Origin of the sequence: Chromobacterium sinusclupearum (genome assembly GCF_002902845.1) — a bacterium.
Lineage (GTDB): Bacteria > Pseudomonadota > Gammaproteobacteria > Burkholderiales > Chromobacteriaceae > Chromobacterium > Chromobacterium sinusclupearum.
On sequence record NZ_PPTF01000005.1, the window covers coordinates 1 to 19,003 of the forward strand.

Annotated in this window: 10 protein-coding genes and 2 tRNA genes; 3 read left to right on the plus strand and 9 right to left on the minus strand. The window is 63.7% G+C overall.

Annotated features, from left to right (window positions below; translation table 11 throughout):
* The 9 genes from C2134_RS00955 to tig all read right to left on the minus strand — a co-directional run.
* Positions 1-905: IS110 family RNA-guided transposase (locus tag C2134_RS00955; protein ID WP_103316776.1), on the minus strand; the 905-nt coding region annotated here is incomplete at its 3' end.
* Positions 906-1,025: 120 nt separating this feature from the next.
* Positions 1,026-2,861, minus strand: a complete 1,836-nt coding sequence (locus tag C2134_RS00960) for a SurA N-terminal domain-containing protein (RefSeq protein ID WP_103316778.1) — start codon at positions 2,859-2,861, stop codon at positions 1,026-1,028.
* Positions 2,862-2,933: 72 nt separating this feature from the next.
* A tRNA-Asp gene (locus C2134_RS00965) sits at positions 2,934-3,010 on the minus strand.
* A gap of 6 nt (positions 3,011-3,016) precedes the next feature.
* Positions 3,017-3,092: transfer RNA gene (locus C2134_RS00970), tRNA-Val, on the minus strand.
* Positions 3,093-3,130: 38 nt separating this feature from the next.
* Positions 3,131-3,400, minus strand: coding sequence for an HU family DNA-binding protein (locus C2134_RS00975; RefSeq protein WP_043572292.1), 270 nt, complete (start codon positions 3,398-3,400; stop codon positions 3,131-3,133).
* A 174-nt stretch (positions 3,401-3,574) separates the two neighbouring features.
* Positions 3,575-5,989 (minus strand): endopeptidase La, encoded by a 2,415-nt coding sequence (lon, locus tag C2134_RS00980; RefSeq protein ID WP_103316780.1) that lies wholly within the window; start codon positions 5,987-5,989, stop codon positions 3,575-3,577.
* 143 nt (positions 5,990-6,132) lie between these two features.
* Entirely contained in the window at positions 6,133-7,413 is a 1,281-nt protein-coding gene (gene clpX / locus C2134_RS00985; RefSeq protein ID WP_103316782.1) for an ATP-dependent Clp protease ATP-binding subunit ClpX, read from the minus strand.
* 16 nt (positions 7,414-7,429) lie between these two features.
* Positions 7,430-8,062 carry an ATP-dependent Clp endopeptidase proteolytic subunit ClpP gene (gene clpP, locus C2134_RS00990; protein WP_103316783.1) on the minus strand — a complete coding sequence of 211 codons (633 nt, stop codon included), beginning with the start codon at positions 8,060-8,062 and terminating at the stop codon, positions 7,430-7,432.
* Between the two features lie 19 nt (positions 8,063-8,081).
* Positions 8,082-9,389 (minus strand): trigger factor, encoded by a 1,308-nt coding sequence (gene tig, locus C2134_RS00995; protein WP_103316785.1) that lies wholly within the window; start codon positions 9,387-9,389, stop codon positions 8,082-8,084.
* Between the two features lie 412 nt (positions 9,390-9,801).
* Between tig and C2134_RS01000 the strand changes: the two genes are divergently transcribed.
* From C2134_RS01000 to pbpC, 3 genes are all read left to right on the plus strand, one after another.
* On the plus strand, positions 9,802-15,480 hold the full coding sequence (locus C2134_RS01000; RefSeq protein ID WP_199179841.1) for an alpha-2-macroglobulin family protein: 5,679 nt from the start codon (positions 9,802-9,804) through the stop codon (positions 15,478-15,480).
* Positions 15,481-15,771: 291 nt separating this feature from the next.
* Positions 15,772-16,686: a substrate-binding periplasmic protein gene (locus C2134_RS01005; RefSeq protein ID WP_199179842.1), complete on the plus strand. Its 915-nt coding sequence runs from the start codon at positions 15,772-15,774 to the stop codon at positions 16,684-16,686.
* A 143-nt stretch (positions 16,687-16,829) separates the two neighbouring features.
* Entirely contained in the window at positions 16,830-18,995 is a 2,166-nt protein-coding gene (gene pbpC / locus C2134_RS01010) for a penicillin-binding protein 1C (protein WP_103316789.1), read from the plus strand.
* Positions 18,996-19,003 lie beyond the last annotated feature (8 nt).

Here is a 19,003-nt window from a genome sequence, read left to right on the forward strand (position 1 = left end):
TGGGCCGTCCACTGGGCCAGGGCACTGTCCCAGTGCGCCGCTCGCTGCATGATCACATGCGCGCATTGCACCAGCAGCCGGCGCAGCGATTTGTCTCCGCGTTTGCTGATGCCTAACAGCTTGGCCTTGCCGCCTGTCGAGTGCTGCCGCGGCACCAGACCCAGCGAGGCGGCAAAGTCGCGCGCATGGCCGTACCCCTTGGCATTGCCTGCATCGGCCGCCAACTGGCTGGCGGTGATCGGGCCGATGCCCGGCACCGTCATCAAGCGCCGCGCCACATCATCCTGTTTAGCCTGAGCAGCGATCTCGCGATCCAGCGTCTCGATCTCCTGCAGCAGCAGATCGTGGTGCTGCAACTGTTTCTCCAACACGCGCCAGGCGCCTTCGGGCAAGGCGGCATCGTGTTCTCTCAGCAGCACATGCGCTTGCTGCAGCCCGCGCACTCCCTGCGGCAGCGCCAGGCCGAACTCCAGCAGCAAGGCGTGAATCTGGTTGCTGGTCTGCACCCGCTCGCGGATGCGCGCTTCACGCAAACGGTGCAGCGCCGACTGAGCCTGCTGTTCGGGCGATTTCACGGCGACGTAGCGCATGGTGGGACGCGATGCGGCTTCGCAAATGGCCTGGGCATCGAGAAAATCGTTCTTGTTGCCTTGGACGAAGGGACGCACGTATTGCGGCGCGATCAACGGGACGGCATGGCCGAAGCCGGCCAGCTTGCGGGCCAGCCAGTGCGCGCCGCAGCAGGCCTCCATGACGATGCGGCAGGGCGGGTGGCGGGCGAGGAAGTCGATCAGGGAGTGGCGGCCAAACTGGCGTTTGAGCAAGATATTGCCGTGGACATCGTGTGCCACCAAGTAAAAGCTGTGTTTGCCGATATCGATGCCGATGAGGGTGACGGTAGCCATGAGGACCTCCTGCGCAGAAAGGGAAACCGCCCTGCTAGCTTACGCCAGCAGGGCGGTTGAGTCGGGCTGACCATCACATTAGCCCCGCCGGAAGCGGGGCTTGCTGCTTGCAACGCGCTGTCAGTTGCTGTCGCTCAGCGACTGTTTGCCAGCGGTGACCGGATACTTCTCGCGCAGGGTCTTCAAATAAGCGCCCAGTTGACCATCGGCGCTGACCTGGCCCAGCTGGCCGCCCAGCTGGGCGCGCTCGGCATCGCTGATCGCCGGCGCGGCAATCACCTTGTTGACGCGATAGATCACATACTCGCCGGTATCGTGGCGCACGCCGGCAAAGCCGGGCAGCTTGGCCGCGCCCACCGCGAATACGGCGCGCATATCGGCCTGCGGCAGGCTGGGCGCGCGGCGGGACACCGTCTGCGCCGGCGTCCACTGCTGCGCGTCGATGTTTTTGCCGGCCTTCAGCTCGGCCAGCAGGGCCTGGCCCTTCTTGTCGGCCAGCTTGGCGCCGTCGCGGGCGATCAACTCGCCCTTGATCTGGTCGCGGACTTCCGCGATCGGCAGCTGACGCTCCGGCTGATGATCGGCGACGCGCGCCACCACCAAGCGGCCGCCGCCGACATCCACCACCTCGCTGTTATGCTTCTTCTTCAGCACGTCGTCGCTGAACACGGCCTGCAGCAGCTTGGTGTTGCCCAGCAGATCGTCCTGGGCAGGCTGGTTGCGCTGGATCCAGCCGGAATGCTTGACCTCCAGCTTCAACGCCTCCACCACGCCCTTCAGCGAATCCGCCTGCTGATAGGAAACCTCATTCAGCTTGTCGGATTGCTCGCGGAACAACGCGGCCGCCTTCTGCTTCTGCAGCTTGTCGATGATGGCGCCCTTCACCTGATCCAGCGTCTGGCTCTTGACCTCGTCCAGCTTGATGATGTGGAAGCCGTACTCGGTTTCCACCAGATCGCTGATCTGACCCGGCCTCATGGCGAATACCGCGTCATCGAACGGCTTGACCATCACGCCGCGGGCGTTGAAACCAAGGTCGCCGCCCTTCTCGGCCGAGCCCGGATCCTGCGACTTGGCCTTGGCGATTTCGGCAAACTTGGCCGGGTTGGCGCGCACGTCCTTCAGAATGGCTTCCGCCTCAGCCTTGATCTTGGCTTTCTGTTCCGGCTTGGCGCTCTTGTCCACCGCCAGCAGGATGTGCGAGGCGCGGCGCTGTTCGCCGGCCAAGTCCGCCTTGTGCTGGTCATAATACTTCTGCACGTCGGCATCGCTGATCTTGATGCCCTGCGCCACGGCGTCCTGCGACAACAGCACGTAGTCCAGCTTCACCTGCTCGGCGCTGCGGAAACGCTTGGCATTGGCATCGTAGAAGGCCTTGATCGCGGCGTCATCGGTCTTCACCTCGGCGGCGAAGTCGGACGGCTTGATCAGCAAGGCCTGCAGCTCGCGGCCTTCGCCCAGCAGCGCGGCCACATGGTTGACGATGACGTCAGGAACGAACTGGGTTCCGGCAACGCTGTCCAGTTGGCTGCGCACCAGCAGGTCGCGGCTGATTTCCGCCTCGAAAGCCTCGGCCGACGGGTAGCGGCTCTTCAGGAACTCGCTATAGCGGTCCGGACTGAACTGGCCGTTTTCCTGAAAGATGGGGATGGCCGCGATGAACTTGCGCAACTGATCCGGGCTGATGGTGCCGCCATGGTCGCGCGCGTCGGCCAGCAGCAGTTCGCGGCGGATCATGTTTTCCAGCATGGCCTGGCGGGTGGCCGGATCGCTGGATTGGCCCTCGAGCGCGCGATCGAGGTCACGCTTGTAGATCTTGGTGCTGCCCACTTTGACCAGATATGGGTCATCGGTCGCGCCGGTGTAGCTGCTGACGCCGAAGCCGACGAAGGTCAGGGCCACGGCGCCCAGGATCACTTGAATAACGGTTTTGTTGTTCTGGACAAACTCGAACATGGCAATTGGCTCTAGCCATCCCTTAAAAAAAAAGGTGAACGGGTTGAACCGGTTCACCTTCTCTCGTGTATTTGGCGGAGCGGACGGGACTCGAACCCGCGACCCCCGGCGTGACAGGCCGGTATTCTAACCAACTGAACTACCGCTCCGAGCTGTGGTGGGCGTTGACGGAGTCGAACCGCCGACATTCTGCTTGTAAGGCAGACGCTCTACCAACTGAGCTAAACGCCCTTACTTCGCCACCGTCTCAGACGACGGCGAAGCCGCGATTATAGCGCGTCTTTCAGTGCCTTGCCAGCACGGAACTTCGGAGAACGTGCCGCCGGGATCTTGATGGTTTCGCCGGTCTTCGGATTGCGGCCGCTGCGCTCGGCGCGCTCGCCCACATAGAAGGTGCCAAAGCCCACCAGAGTCACGGTATCGCCTTTCTTCAAGGCATCGGTAACGGCAGCAACCATGCCGTCCAGTGCCTTGGCGGCAGCAGCCTTGGAAATGTCGGCCTCTGCGGCGATGGCGTCAATCAGTTCAGACTTGTTCACGTAAGTCCCCTTTCGTCGTTCTTCGGTCTACGTAATTCGGATAAAAACGCTTGCTTTATAGCAAGCCGGAAATCCTTGTGTCAAGCGGCTTCCACGGGTGTTTTGCTATTCAGCAAGCCCATTTGCAAGTTGCGAAATCCAAGGATATTCACAGCTTCGCTAAGGTCATGATTCTTAATGCTTCAAAACCGAGAGTCCGCCACTGGCGTCCTGTGCCGGGGGAATCTCGCCAGATTGTTCTTCTTGCGACAATTCTTCCGGTTGACGCTCCAATGCCAGCGCGAGAACCTCGTCAATCCACTTGACAGGGTGGATTTCCAGCTTCTGCTTGATGTTAGCCGGAATCTCCGCCAAGTCTTTTTCGTTGCCTTTGGGAATCAGCACGTGGCGAATGCCGCCGCGATGAGCCGCCAACAACTTCTCCTTCAAACCGCCGATCGGCAACACCTCGCCGCGCAGCGTGATTTCGCCGGTCATCGCCACATCGGCGCGCACCGGAATGCCGGTCAACACCGAAACGATGGCCGTCGTCATCGCAATGCCCGCGCTCGGGCCATCCTTGGGCGTCGCGCCTTCCGGCACGTGGATGTGCATGTCGCACTTCTCGTAGAAGTCCGGCTTGATGCCCAGGCTGCGCGCCCTGCTGCGCACCACGCTCATCGCCGCCGTGATCGACTCCTGCATCACCTCGCCCAACTGGCCGGTGCGCACGATGCTACCCTTGCCCGGCAGCGATACTGCCTCGATGGTCAGCAATTCGCCGCCTACCTCGGTCCAGGCCAGGCCGGTAACCTGGCCGATGCGGTTTTCCTCTTCGGCCAAGCCGTAGTCGAAACGCCGCACACCCAGATACTTGTCCAGATTCTTGGCCGACACCGTAACCTTGCCAGTCTTGCCCGGCTTGAGCAAGGCCCCTGTCACAACCTTGCGGCAGATCTTGGCGATTTCGCGATCCAGACTGCGCACACCGGCCTCACGGGTATAGTAGCGCACGATGTCGCGGATGGCAGACTCCTGCACCAGCAACTCGCCCTCGCGCACGCCATTGGCCTCGATCTGCTTCGGCAGCAGGTACTTCAGCGCGATATTGACCTTCTCGTCTTCTGTGTAGCCTGACAAGCGGATGATTTCCATCCGATCCAGCAGCGCGGGCGGAATGTTCAGCGAGTTGGCCGTAGCGACGAACATCACATCGGACAGGTCGAACTCGACTTCGGCGTAATGATCGATGAAGGCATGGTTCTGTTCCGGATCCAGCACTTCCAGCAGCGCCGAGGACGGATCGCCGCGGAAATCGGCGCCCATCTTGTCCACTTCGTCCAGCAGGAACAGCGGGTTCTTGACGCCTACCTTGGACATATTCTGCAACACCTTGCCCGGCATGGAGCCGATATAGGTGCGGCGATGGCCGCGGATCTCGGACTCGTCGCGCACGCCGCCGAGCGCCATGCGCACGAACTTGCGATTGGTGGCGCGGGCCAAAGACTGCCCCAGGGAGGTCTTGCCGACGCCCGGAGGGCCGACCAGGCACAGGATGGGCGCCTTCAGGCGATCGACGCGCTGCTGCACCGCCAGATACTCCAGAATGCGTTCCTTGACCTTTTCCAGGCCAAAGTGATCCTCATCCAGCACTTCCTCGGCCTTGGCCACGTCTTTGCTGATCTTGGTCTTCTTCTTCCACGGCAGCTCGAGCAGCGTGTCGATGTAGTTGCGGACCACGGTGGCCTCGGCCGACATCGGCGACATCATCTTCAGCTTTTTCAGCTCGGACTGCGCTTTTTCGCGGCCTTCCTTGCTCATGCCGGCCACTTTGATGCGGCGCTCCAGCTCGTCCAGGTCGCTGGCCTCGTCCATCTCGCCCAGCTCTTTCTGGATGGCCTTGACCTGCTCGTTCAGGTAGTACTCGCGCTGGCTCTTTTCCATCTGGCGCTTGACGCGGCCGCGGATGCGCTTTTCCACCTGCAGGATGTCGATTTCGCCTTCCAGCTGCGACATCAGGTGCTCGAGGCGGGTCTGCACATCGAACATCTCCAGCACTTCCTGCTTCTGCTCCAGCTTCAGCGGCAGATGGGCGATGATGCTGTCGGCCATGCGGCCGGCGCGATCGATCCCAGCCAGCGAGTTCAGCACCTCCGGCGGGATCTTCTTGTTCAGTTTGACGTATTGTTCGAACTGGGCGAGCAGCGCGCGGCGCATCGCCTCGGTCTCATTGGTTTCTTCCAGCTCGCTGGACAGCGGCGTGAACTCTGCGACGAAGCAGCCATCCTCCTCGCCCACCTGCTTGATGGTGGCGCGCTGACGGCCTTCGACCAGCACCTTGACGGTGCCGTCCGGCAGCTTGAGCATCTGCAGCACGGCCGCGATGGTGCCGACGCTGTATAGATCCTCGGCCGAAGGCTCATCCTTGGAGGCCGAACGCTGGGCCACCAGCAGGATCTGCTTGCCTTCGTCCATCGCCAGTTCCAGCGCGCGGATGGACTTGGCCCGCCCGACGAACAGCGGGATGACCATATGCGGGAAGACCACCACATCGCGCAAGGGCAGCAGCGGCAGCGTGGTCTCTTCTCTGATTTCTGCGGGTTGCGGCATATCACCTAACCTTAGCTTGGGAATACAATGCTTGGGAAATGGGGCTCGATACCAAAATATCAACACCCCATACTAAAACAGATTACGACGGTGACAAATAAAAAACCGCCCTGCCGGGCGGTTCAGTCATTCAGGCCAGGCCTTCAGGCGGATTGTGCCACACCGCCGCCCTCGCGGTAGATGAAAAGCGGCTTGTCGCCCTTCTCGATCACCTTCTCGTCCACGACGACTTTCTCCACGTCCTGCATGGACGGCAGTTCGTACATCGTGTCCAGGAGCGCGCGCTCCAGGATGGAACGCAGGCCGCGGGCGCCGGTCTTGCGAGCCAGCGCCTGCTTGGCGATGACGCGCAGCGCGGACGGACGCACTTCCAGGTCCACCGATTCCAGCGAGAACAGCTTCTGGTACTGCTTGATCAGCGCGTTTCTCGGCTGGGTCAGGATGGAAACCAGCGCCTCCTCGTCCAGCTCTTCCAGCGTGGCGACCACCGGCAGACGGCCAATCAGCTCCGGAATCAGGCCGAAACGGATGATGTCCTGCGGCTCGACTTCCTGGAACAGCTTGGTCAGGCTCTTTCCGTCATCCTTGGAGGAGACTTCGGCGCCGAAGCCGATGCCGCCCTTTTCGGAACGCTGGCGGATGATCTTGTCCAGACCATCGAAAGCGCCGCCGCAAATGAACAGGATGTTGGTGGTGTCCACCTGGATGAATTCCTGGTTCGGATGCTTGCGGCCGCCTTGCGGCGGAACCGAGGCGACCGTGCCCTCGATCAGCTTCAACAGCGCCTGCTGCACGCCCTCGCCCGATACATCGCGGGTGATGGACGGGTTTTCCGACTTGCGCGAGATCTTGTCGATCTCGTCGATGTAGACGATGCCGCGCTGGGCCTTGTCCACATCGTAGTCGCACTTCTGCAGCAGCTTCTGGATGATGTGCTCGACATCCTCGCCCACGTACCCCGCCTCGGTCAGCGTGGTGGCGTCGGCGATGACGAAAGGCACATCCAACAGGCGCGCCAGCGATTGGGCCAGCAGAGTCTTGCCGGAGCCGGTCGGGCCGATCAAGAGGATGTTGCTCTTGGCCAGTTCGACGTCGTCCTTGCCGCCCTTGTTGTAGAGGCGCTTGTAGTGGTTGTACACCGCCACAGACAGGGTCTTCTTGGCGAAGTCCTGCCCGATGATGTACTGGTCCAGGTCCGCGCGAATCTCCTGCGGCGTCGGCAGCGGGCGCTCGGCGGAAACTCCGCCCAGCGTCTCGATGCTGCCGCCTTTTTCCAGCTCCTCGCGGATGATGTCGTTGCACAGCTCGACGCATTCATTGCAAATGAACACCTGCGGGCCGGCGATCAGCCGCTGCACCTCATGCTGGCTCTTTCCGCAGAAGGAGCAGTACAGAAGCTTTTCGTTGCTGTTTTTGTCAGCCATTAGCCAATTCCACTACTTACGCCGTCACGTCCCGGCGGGAAGACAGCACTTTATCGATCATGCCGTAGGCGCGGGCCTCTTCGGCAGACATGAAGTTGTCGCGCTCGGTATCGGCCATCACCCGCTCCAGCTCCTGGCCGGAGTGCTTGGCCAACAGCTCGTTCATCTTGGCCTTCACCTTGACCAGCTCGCGAGCATGGATCTCGATGTCGGTCACCTGACCGGACAGACCGCCGCCGTACAGCAGCGGCTGGTGGATCATCACCCGGCTGTTTTCCAGCGCGAAACGCTTGCCATGGGTGCCTGCGGCAAGCAGGAAGGCGCCCATGCTGGCCGCCTGCCCGATGCACAGGGTGGAAACATCCGGCTTGATGAAGTTCATCGTATCGTAGATCGACATGCCGGCGGTAATGGAGCCGCCCGGCGAGTTGATGTAGAAGTGGATGTCCTTGTCCGGGTTTTCCGATTCCAGGAACAGCATCTGCGCCACAACCAGGTTGGCCGACTCGTCGGTGACGGGGCCGACCAGGAAGACGATACGCTCTTTCAGGAGGCGCGAGTAGATGTCATAGGCGCGTTCGCCACGACCACTCTGCTCCACCACCATGGGCACCAGGCCCAGACCTTGCGGTTCCATCATAGATTTCATCGGCCACTCCACTTGGTTATCAGGCTTGGCTGCCCATCAGTTCGTCGAAGGACAGCTCCTTCGATACTACATTGGCCTGAGACAGCACAAATTCAACCACGTTGTCTTCCAGAACCATGGAAGTCGGGCCTTCCAGGCGGTCTGCGCTCTCATAGTACCAGGCCAGCACGTCTTCCGGCTGCTCGTAGCTGTCGGCGAACTCGGTGATCATGGCGCGAACCTGTTCCGGCTTGGCTTCCAGCTTGTTGGCTTCCACCATTTCGGACAGGATCAGACCCAGCTTGACGCGACGCTCGGCCTGGGCGGCGAACAGTTCCGGAGGGAACGGCATATCCTTGACGTTCATGCCGCGCTGTTGCATGTCGCGACGGGCCTGCTCGACCAGACGGCCGATCTCCAGGCTCACCAGAGCCTTCGGCAGTTCGATTTCGGTCGCGTCGATCAGCGCTTGCATCACGTTTTCCTTGATGCGGGCCTGCAGGCGGCGCTTCACTTCGCGCTCAACGTTCTTGCGGATTTCGGCGCGCATCTTTTCCACGTCGCCTTCGGCGATGCCCAGCGCCTTGGCGAAGTCGGCGTCGACTTCCGGCAGCACGGCTTCGGCGACGTTCTTCACCAGGATTTCGAACACGGCGGTTTTGCCGGCCACGTCCTTGCCGTGGTAATCAGCCGGGAAGCTCACTTCCACGCTCTTGATGTCGCCTTCTTTGGCGCCGATCACGCCGGCTTCGAACTCGGCCAGCATCTGGCCTTGGCCCAGCACGAACGGGAAGTTCTCGGCGGAACCGCCTTCGAAGGCCACGCCATCGATGACGCCCTTGAAGTCGATGATCACGCGGTCGCCGTTGGCCGCTTCGCGCTCAACGCGGTTGAAGCGGGTGCGCTGCTTGCGCAGGATGTCGATGGTCTTTTCGATCTCGGCATCGCCCACGGTGACGGTCGGCTTTTCGATTTCCTTGCCGGCCATCTCGGCTACCTTGACTTCCGGGTAGACTTCAAAAGTAGCGGCAAACTTGAAGTTTTCCTTGTCTTCGCCAGCGGCAACCGGCTCGAAGCGCGGGTAGCCGGCCACGCGCAGTTTCTGCTCGGTCACGGCTTGGTAGAAGCCTTGCTGCACCTGCTCACCCATCACTTCTTCACGCACCTGGGCGCCGTAGTTCATTTCCACGATCTTCAGCGGAGCCTTGCCCGGGCGGAAACCTTGGATCTTGGCGCCGCGAGCCACGCGCTTCAGGCGTTCGGCCACTTGCGTTTCGATGGCGGCCATCGGCAGGGCGATGTTCATGCGGCGCTCAAGATTGCTCAGAGTTTCCAGCTGTACTTGCATGTTGATTCCTTAGAGTGTGACAGGTTGTAGTCATCTGGGACGGTACGACGCCCGGCCAAGCCCGTCGCGGCGTTGCCGGCAGGCATGGAATCGGGCGCTGCGCGGAGTTACACCACGCACCCAACGAAACGAACAGTATATCACGCGTCGCGGGCTTGTCTGCTGCTTCACAGATAGGGCCTGCATGGATTGGTCCTTAACGCGCCGGCCTGGGATTCTTTCCGCCAAGCAGCGCGCAGCAGTTGCCGATTGATATTGCTCGGGATTTTTCTGGCGCGGCGCGATGGGCGGAATCGTCTGATATCATGAGCAGGCATGCAAATTGCCATTTTCATCGGTAAAAATATTCTCTAAGAATGACAACAATGCTCGGTGGACCATGTCACCGCCGCCCATCTTGAAAGCTCAGGCCATGAAAATACTCGCGCGCGCCGCGCTGACCGTCGCCCTTTTCATCCATGCCGTCGGCGCGGCTGCCGGCGTCGTCACTTTCAGTCCGCAGGGCGAAGTGAAGGAAGTCAGCCAGGTCCGGGCCACCTTTTCTTCCAGCATGATCGCGCTGGGCAATAGCGCGGCGCCGGCGCCGTTTGCCTGGAGCTGCGGCCTGAAAGGCAAAGGCCATTGGGTAGACGACAAGACTTGGGCGCTGGACCTCCCGGAAACCCCGCCCGCCAACACCGACTGCCGCTTCACGCTGAAACCCGGCCTCAAGGATCAGCAGGGCGACCCCGTCAGCGGACCGGCCTTCCGCTTCTTCACCGGACAGCCCATCATCCGCCAAAGCTGGCCGGACAACGGCCGCATCGAAGAAGACCAGGCCTTTGTGCTGCGCTTCAACGCGCCCAATGTGCAGCCGTCCTCGCTGTATTGCCAGTCCTCCAGCCTGCCGGAACGCATCCCGGCGCGCCCGCTTTCTGCGCCGGACCGCGCAGCGCTGCTCAAGCATCTGAAACTGGAAAAGGACGCCGCGCGCATGCTGACCGTCCGCTGCGATCAGCGGCTGGCGCCGGACAGCGCATTGTCGCTGATCCATCTGCGCGGCGCCGGCAAGCCGGACAAACTGGACTTTCAGGTCCGCCCGGCCTTCAGCGCGGCCATGCGCTGCCAGCGTGAAAACGCCAAAGGCCCTTGCACCCCGTTCAAGGCCATCGAGCTGAATTTCAGCTCTCCGGTGCCGGAAAAACTGGCGATGGCAGCGCGGCTATCCGGCGCCGGCGCGGAGCGCGCGCCGCAGGCGCAACAGCGCGTCAAGGGCGAGCCGGTGGACAGCATCCGCTTCGAGCCGCCCTTCCCGCCGCTGGAAACCTTGACCCTGACCCTGCCCAAGGACTTCCGCGACGAAATCGGCCGCACGCTGCTCAACGCCGGCCGCTTCCCGCTGGCGATCAAGCTCGGCGATTATCCGCCGCTGGCCAAGTTTGCCGCCGCGCCGTTCGGCATCATCGAATCCGGCGCGGATGCCGCGCTGCCGATCACCTTGCGCGGCGTGGAGCCGAACCTGGGCATCAAGACCGTGCAACTGGGCGGCCAGGCGCTGCGGCTCTCTCGCGACGCCGACATCATGAGCTGGCTGGCCAAGGTGCAGCGCTACCATGAAAGCTATCTGCCGGCCGGCAAGGACAAGACGATAGAGAGCCGCCGCGTCTCGCTGCTGAACAAAAACCGCGACGCCGCGCCGCTGAAGCTGCCCAGCCAGCCGGACAAAAGCGGCAAGTGGCCGTTCGAGGTGGTGGGCATCCCCCTGCCCAAGCCCGGCCTGTATGTGGTGGAAGTGTCGTCGCGCCTGCTCGGCAAGTCCTTGCTGGGCGCGGACAAGCCGATGTATGTGCGCTCCGCTGCCCTGGTCACCAATATGGCCGTGCATCTGAAACGCTCCGGCGAAAACGCGTCGGTGTGGGTCACCACGCTGGACAAAGGCAAGCCGGTGCCCGATGCCGCCATCCATATCTACAACTGCAAGGGCGAGGCCTTGTGGGCCGGCAAAACCGACAAGAACGGCATCGCCACGGCCGGCATGCAATTGAACGGCGGCGAATGCTCCAACGAGGAGCTGTCCGGCCTGTTCGTCACCGCACGCGCCAGGGATGCCCAGGGCGATGATGATGTCTCCTTCGTCCGCTCCAGCTGGAACCGCGGAATCGAGTCCTGGCGCTTCCCGTTCCCGACGCAATGGAACGACACCCCTTCCATCCTGGCGCATACCATCCTGGACCGGCCGCTGTTCCGCGCCGGCGAAACCGTCTCGATGAAACACCTGCTGCGCGTGCAGACCGGCAAGGGCCTGGGCCAATTGCGCCCGAATCAGTTGCCGCAGCAATTGCGCATCGTCCATGACGGCAGCGGCGACGAAATCAAGCTGCCGCTGACCTGGCGCGCAGGACGCTATGCCGAAAGCAGCTATGCCATCCCCAAAGAGGCCAAGCTGGGCGAGTACACGCTGTACCTGGAACGCAAGGGCACGCGCAGCCCGGACGACCAAGGCAAGCCGTCGAGCCCGGAGCTGGACGGCTACTCGCTGCAAAGCGGCGGCTTCCGCGTGGAGGAATTCCGCCTGCCGGCGATGACCGGCCGCATCTTCACCGCTAAAGGCGCGAACATCGGCGCCAAGCAGGTGCCGCTGAGCGTGTCCATGGCCTGGGGCAACGGCGGACCGGCCAAGGACTGGCCAGTGGAAGTCAGCGCCATGCTGGCCGACAGCTACACCCACATCAAGGCGTATTCCGACTTCAGCTTTTCCCCGCCGCAACGCGGCGCCGACCGCAGCGATGCCTCGCTGGACGGCAAAGTGGTGCTGGACAAGGCTGCGCTGAAGCTGGACGCCAATGGCAACGGCAAGGCGCTGATCGACAAGCTGCCCAAACTCGATCGCCGCTACGACCTCGTCACCGAAGCCGCCTACCGCGATCCTAACGGCGAAACCCAGACCATCAGCCGCCGCATCCCCTTGTGGCCGGCCGCGCTGCAGGTGGGCGTCAGCGTGGACAGCTGGATCACCGCCGGCCGCGCGCTGAAACTGAAAGCCGTGGTGCTGGACACCGCCGGCAAGCCCCTCGCCAAGCAGGACGTCAAAGTCACGCTGCGCGAGCATCGCTACTTGTCCAGCCGCAAGCGGCTGGTCGGCGGCTTCTACGCCTGGGACCACAACGAGGAGACCGAAGACAAGGGCAAGGTATGCAGCGGCACCACCGACGCGCGCGGCCTGGTATTCTGCGACATCAATCTGAAAGACGCCGGCGACATGGAGCTGATCGCCGAGGCCAAGGATGAGCAAGGCAACGTCGCCCAGGCCGCGCAGTCGGTGTGGGTCAGCAAGCACGACGAGCTGTGGTTCGACGTCGACAACAACGACCGCATAGACATCCTGGCCGAGAAAACCAGCTATCTGCCCGGCGAAACCGCCCGCTTCCAGGTGCGCATGCCCTTCCGCAAGGCCACCGCCTGGCTGGCGATCGAGCGTGAAGGGATTCTGGAAACCCGTGTGCTGGAGCTGGAAGGCAAGAACCCCACCATTGAATTAAAAGTTGAGCCGGACTGGACGCCCAATGTCTACGTCTCGGTGCTGGCGGTGCGCGGCCGCGTGCGCGACGTGCCGTGGTATTCGTTCTTCACCTGGGGCTGGAGGAGCCCGTCGGAATGGTGGGACGCCTACTGGAACGAAGGCGGCGACTACGCGCCGCCGACAGCGATGGTGGACTTGTCGCGCCCGGCCTTCAAGTACGGCGTCGCCGAAATCCAGGTAGGCGACGCCGCCAAGCGCCTCGACGTGTCAGTCACCCCGGCTCGCAAAACCTACGGCATACGCGAGAACGCCGAGGTCGCCATCCAGGTGAAGCTGCCCAACGGCAAACCGGCGCCGGCCGGCACCGAGGTGGCCTTCGCCGCCGTGGACCAAGCCCTGCTGGAGCTGCAGCCCAACCACAGCTGGGAACTGATGCAGGCCATGTACCAGCGCCACAGCTACGGCGTGGAAACCGCCACGGCGCAGCTGGAAGTGGTGGGCAAGCGCCACTATGGCCGCAAATCGTTGCCGCCGGGCGGCGGCGGGGGCAAGGCGCCGACGCGGGAGCTGCTGGATACGCTGCTGACCTGGCAGCCGCGCGTCGTGCTGGACGCCAACGGCAGCGCCCGGATCAAGGTGCCGATCAACGACGCCCTCACCCGCTTCCGCCTGGTAGCCGTGGCCGACGTCGGCAATGATCTGTTCGGCAGCGGCGAAGCCGAGATCAACGTCACGCAGGACCTGCAGCTGACATCCGGCATTCCGCCGCTGGCGCGCGAGGGCGACCAGTTCGCCGCCGGCGTCACCGTGCGCAACGGCGGCGACAAACCGCTGCAGGTCAAGGTTTCCGCCAGCGCGCCCGGCCTGCCGGCGCTGCCGCCGCGCCAGATCAGCCTGCCGGTGGGCGAAGCCCGTCCCATCAGCTGGCAGGTCACGGTGCCGGAAGGCGTCAAAACGCTGCAATGGACCTTCGCCGCGCAACAGGTGGACGGCAAGGCGGCCGACAAGCTGGCCATCAGCCAGCAGATCGATCCCGCCGTGCCGGTGACGGTGGAACAGGCCACGCTGCAACGCGTGTCGCCGGAGCTGTCCATTCCGGTGGCGCCGCCCCCGGGCGCCCTGCCGGGACGCGGCGGCATCCGCGTCAGCCTGCAAGCCAAGCTGGGCAACAGCCTGCCCGGCGTTCGCCGCTGGTTCGAAGACTATCCATATGTGTGCCTGGAGCAACGCAGCTCCGTCGCGCTGGGCCTGGCCGACGCCAAGCGCTGGAGCCAGCTGATGAGCGAACTGCCGCTGTACCTAGACGGCAACGGCCTAGCCGCCTACTTCCCGCTTGGCGAAGGCGCGCCGGACCGCGGCAGCGACGTGCTGACCAGCTATCTGCTGGCCGCGTCGCATGAGGCCGGGATGGCGATTCCGGAAGGTCCGCGCGGCAAGATGCTGGATGGGCTATCCGCCTTCGTCGAGGGCAAACTCAAGCGCGATTTGCCCAGCAGCCGCCAGGATGCAGACGCGCGCCGCCTCGCCGCCATGGAGGCGCTGGCGCGCTACGGCCGTTTCCACCCGGCCATGCTGGACGTGCTGGACCTGAACCCGCAGAAAATGGGCACGGCCATGCTGGTGGACTGGCTGTCGCTGCTGAACCACGTGGCAGACATCCCGCAGCGCGCCAGCCGCATCAGCGAGGCGTCCAATCTGCTGCGCGCGCGGCTCACTTATCAAGGCGCCAGGATGGGCTTCAGCACCGAGGCCAGCGACAACGCGTGGTGGCTGATGGGCAATGGCGACGTCAACGCCGCCAGGCTGCTGTTGGCCGCCCGCCAATTGCCGGACTGGCAGACCGACTTGCCCAGGCTGCTGACCGGGCTGCTGGGCCGCCAGCAGCGCGGCCACTGGAGCACCACCACCGCCAATCAATGGGGCGCGCTGGCGGTCGGGCAGTTCTCGCGCCAGTTCGAAACCACCCCAGTGAGCGGCCAGACCCGCGCGCAACTCGGCAAAACCAGCCTGAGCCTCCCCTGGCCGCAGGAGGGCGTGAAACAGCTGGGCTTGCTGCCGTGGCCTGCCGGCCCGGCCAGCCTGCAGCTGAAGCACGCCGGAGCCGGCGCGCCATGGGCCACGATCCAGGCCGAAGCGGCCATCCCGCTGAAAACTCCGCGCTACGCCGGCTACAGCATCAAGAAGACGCTGACGCCGGTGAGCCAGAAAGCAGCGGGCCGATATCAACCGGGCGACGTGGTGAAAGTCACGCTGGACATCCGCGCGCAGAGCGATATGAGCTGGGTGGTAGTGGACGACCCGATCCCCGCCGGCGCCACCATACAAGGCGGCGGCCTGGGCCGAGACTCCGCCATCGACGCCAAATCCGGCAGCGACGGCGACTACGCCGACTACATCGAACGCCGCTTCGCCGGCTACCGCGCCTACTACGGCTACGTGCCGCGCGGCGAGCTGAAGGTGGAATACACCATGCGCCTGAACAACCCGGGCGTCTTCAAGCTGCCGCCGACACGCGTCGAGGCAATGTATGCGCCTGAGGTGTTCGGCATGCTGCCGAATCCGCTGTTCAAAGTCGTAGATGACGGCAAATGATGCCGCGCGGCCCCTCTCCAGATGTGGGGAGGGGCCGCGTCATCCGCCCACCCTGCCTGGATTAGGACGGACCGGCGTGCCGAAAGACATTTTGCCAAATTGCTAATTTTTGCTTTAAAACGAATTGAAATTGCAATATGGATTTTGCAAAATGTCCAAACAGCCACTACTGGCCAGGCGGAGTAGAGAGATCATCCGCAAGCCAGAGGGCTCAAGGCAGGCAGGAAACGCCGGCGTTTTATCGTTAACAACCATTGATGGATTTGCTGCTGCCGCTCAGCCGCCCCGACCATGCCGCACCGCCTCACAAGATCGCCGCTCTGCCGGTTGCTCAACCTTCTCGCTTGTGCGGCATGCGCGTTCCTGACTGCTTTATCCGCTCACGGAGCGAACGAATCGACGCTAAGATGCGCGCCATCCGGCGCGCTCTACGACTACCGCTGGGCCTTGCTGAAATTAGCGCTGGATCATACCCGGCCCACGGGCAGCCCCTACCGGATCGACCAGGTGGACAGTTCCCGGACTACGCAATCTCGCCTGATGGCGATGATGCAAGCCGGGGCGCTGGATGTGATGGCCTTGCCGCCCAACCCGGAGCGGGAAGCGCATATGCGGCCGATCCGCGTCGACATACTGCGCGGCATGCTGGGCTATCGCGTCTTGCTGATCCGCAAGTCTGATGCGGCATGGTTCCAACGCCTGCAGCCCGTCGATCTGAAAAGCAAAATCAAACTCGGCTTCAACAGCCAGTGGGCGGATCTGGCCATTCTGCAGGCCAATGGCTTCCAGGTGGTGGCCAGCCCCGGTTACGAGGGCTTGTTCGCCATGCTGGATGCCCGTCGCTTCGATGCCTTTCCGCGCGGTCTCAACGAATTCTCCAAAGAGTTGACGCAGTACGGCTCGCGCTATCCCGAGCTGGCCGTGGACAAGACTTATGCCTTCTTCACGCCGTATCCGGTGTATTTCTGGGTGCGCCGCGGCAATGAGGCCTTGGCTCGGCAGATAGAAAACGGCCTGAACCTGGCGCTGCGCGATGGCTCTTTCAAGAAACTCTTCATCCAATACCATCAGCAGGAGATAAGCCTGCTGAAACGAGAAAATCACCGGGTGCTGTTTCTCAACAATCCCATGCTGCCGCGCCAGGGCGCGGATCAAGATTACAGCTGGTGGCTGCCTAAATCCGTCAAGATAGAGCGCTTGCCTTAGCAGCCGCGCCAAGGATTTGTCAGCAACCATCCCGCCGCTTCCCGTATCATGCCAAGCATTCCTTCCCCTCTGCGTTAGGCATGGCACGTTCATACCCTTGCTGGCTTCACCCCTTGCTCCCAAGCCGGGCGGCTCTATTTTTCATGGCCATTGGCTCCGCGCCCCGGCCATGGTCGATCTGCGCGCTTTGCCTGGCGCTGCTGACCACGCCCGCCTGGAGCCAACCATCCTTCAAGGAGGTCAAGGCCGCCTGGCAGCCATCCGACGTCGTGCTGTTGGACCGTCATGGCCAAACGCTTCAGCGCTTGCGCATCGACAAGCAGGCGCGGCGGCAGGACTGGGTCAGCCTGGCCGACACCTCGCCGGCGTTTCGCCAGGCGCTGGTGATGTCCGAAGACAAGCGTTTCTACCAACACAGCGGGGTGGACTGGTCCGGCGCGGCTGCGGCGGCCTGGGCCAACCTGTGGAACACCCGCACCCGCGGCGCCTCCACGCTGACCATGCAACTAGCCGGCCTGCTGGACGAGGATCTGAAGGTGGCCAAGGGCGGGCGCAGCCTGTGGCAGAAGATGGGCCAAACCTGGTCAGCCGCCTGGCTGGAGCGGCACTGGACCAAGGCGGAAATCCTTGAGGCGTATCTGAATCTAGTCGGCTTTCGCGGCGAGCTGGTGGGGCTGTCCGCCCTGTCGTCTACGCTATTCGGCAAATTGCCGGCCGGGCTGAATCTGGAAGAGTCCGCCATTGCGGTGGCGCTGATCCGCGCGCCGAATGCCGCCCCGGACCGGGTGGCGGCGCGCGCCTGCCGCATTCTGCAAGACATGGGCCGCAAGCCGGACTGCAACGTGGTAACCGTGCGCGCCAGCCAGGCGCTGGCCAAGAGCCGCGCCGCCAATCCGCTGGCGGAACAGGACGCGCCGCACTTTGCGCGCAAGCTGCTGCAGACGCGCGGCTACGCCGCAGGCAGCCGCGTCGCCACCACGCTGGACCTGCCGTTGCAGCGCTTCGCCGCCGCCGCGCTGCGCCGCCATCTGGCGGCGTTGTCGCAGCGCAATGTGCAGGACGGCGCGCTGGTGGTGCTGGACAACCGCAGCGGCGACATCCTGGCCTGGGTCGGCTCCAGCGGACGCGGCCTGTCCAATGCATCCGAGGTGGACGGCGTGACCGCCTTGCGCCAGGCCGGCTCCACGCTGAAACCGTTTCTGTATCAGCTGGCGCTGGAGAAGCATTACCTGACCGCCGCCTCGCTGCTGGACGACAGCCCGCTGGATCTGCAAACCGGCGCGGGGCTGTACGCGCCTCAGAACTATTCCAAAGACTTCAAGGGCCTGGTGCCGGTTCGCACCGCGCTGGCCTCGTCGCTGAACATCCCGGCGGTGCGGACCATAGAAATGGTCAGCCCCAACGCGCTGCGCGACCGCCTGGTCAAGCTGGGCCTGGCCAGCCTGACCGAGGATGGCGATTACTACGGCTACAGCCTGGCGCTGGGCGCGGCCGATATCCGCCTGCTGGACCTGGCCAACGCCTACCGCACGCTGGCCAACCAGGGCCTGGCCAGCCCGCCGCGCTGGACGCTGGCCGACGCCAAAGCCAAGCCGGTCCGCCAACTGGATGCCGCCAGCAGCTTCATCATTGCCGACATCCTGTCCGACCGCGCCGCGCGCGCGCTGACCTTCGGCCTGGAAAACGCCTTGTCGACGCGCTACTGGAGCGCCGTGAAAACCGGCACCAGCAAGGACATGCGCGACAACTGGGCCGTGGGTTTCTCGCGCCGCTTCACCGTTGCCGCATGGGTGGGCAACGCCAGCGGCGAGCCGATGTGGGATGTTTCCGGCATGCACGGCGCGGCGCCGGTGTGGCAGGCGGTGCTGGACCGCGCCCAGCAATCCGCCCCGGCATCCTCCCCGCCGGCCGCGCCGCCAGGTTTGGTCCAGCAACGCGTGCGCTATCAGGGCGACGTGGCGGCCAGCCGACTGGAATGGTTCCTCGCCGGGACCGAACGCTCGCTGATCGTGCCGCAGCGCGGCAGCGCGGCCAACCTGACGCCCGGCATCGTCGCGCCGGTGGAGGGCAGCATCTTCGCGCTCGATCCGGACGTCCCGCCGGCCAATCAGCGCATGGTGCTGCGCGCGCGCGGGGTCAGCAACCCCCAATGGTGGCTGAACGGCAAGCGGCTGGGCAAAGGCATGGCCTTGCCGTGGTTTCCATGGCCGGGCCGGCATCGGCTGGAGCTGCGCGGCGGCGATGGCAAGGTGGTGGATGCGGTAAGGTTTGAGGTGCGGGGCGCCTCCTTGCGCCCCAAACCGCGCTGAGGCGCCGC

Bases quoted from the DNA above. Each gene is read 5' to 3' on its own strand.
- lon (WP_103316780.1), bottom strand. From the start codon at position 5,989: ATGCCGCAACCCGCAGAAATCAGAGAAGAGACCACGCTGCCGCTGCTG.
- tig (WP_103316785.1), bottom strand. From the start codon at position 9,389: ATGCAAGTACAGCTGGAAACTCTGAGCAATCTTGAGCGCCGCATGAAC.
- C2134_RS01000 (WP_199179841.1), top strand. From the start codon at position 9,802: ATGAAAATACTCGCGCGCGCCGCGCTGACCGTCGCCCTTTTCATCCAT.
- clpX (WP_103316782.1), bottom strand. From the start codon at position 7,413: ATGGCTGACAAAAACAGCAACGAAAAGCTTCTGTACTGCTCCTTCTGC.
- C2134_RS01005 (WP_199179842.1), top strand. From the start codon at position 15,772: ATGCCGCACCGCCTCACAAGATCGCCGCTCTGCCGGTTGCTCAACCTT.
- clpP (WP_103316783.1), bottom strand. From the start codon at position 8,062: ATGAAATCTATGATGGAACCGCAAGGTCTGGGCCTGGTGCCCATGGTG.
- pbpC (WP_103316789.1), top strand. From the start codon at position 16,830: ATGGCCATTGGCTCCGCGCCCCGGCCATGGTCGATCTGCGCGCTTTGC.
- C2134_RS00960 (WP_103316778.1), bottom strand. From the start codon at position 2,861: ATGTTCGAGTTTGTCCAGAACAACAAAACCGTTATTCAAGTGATCCTG.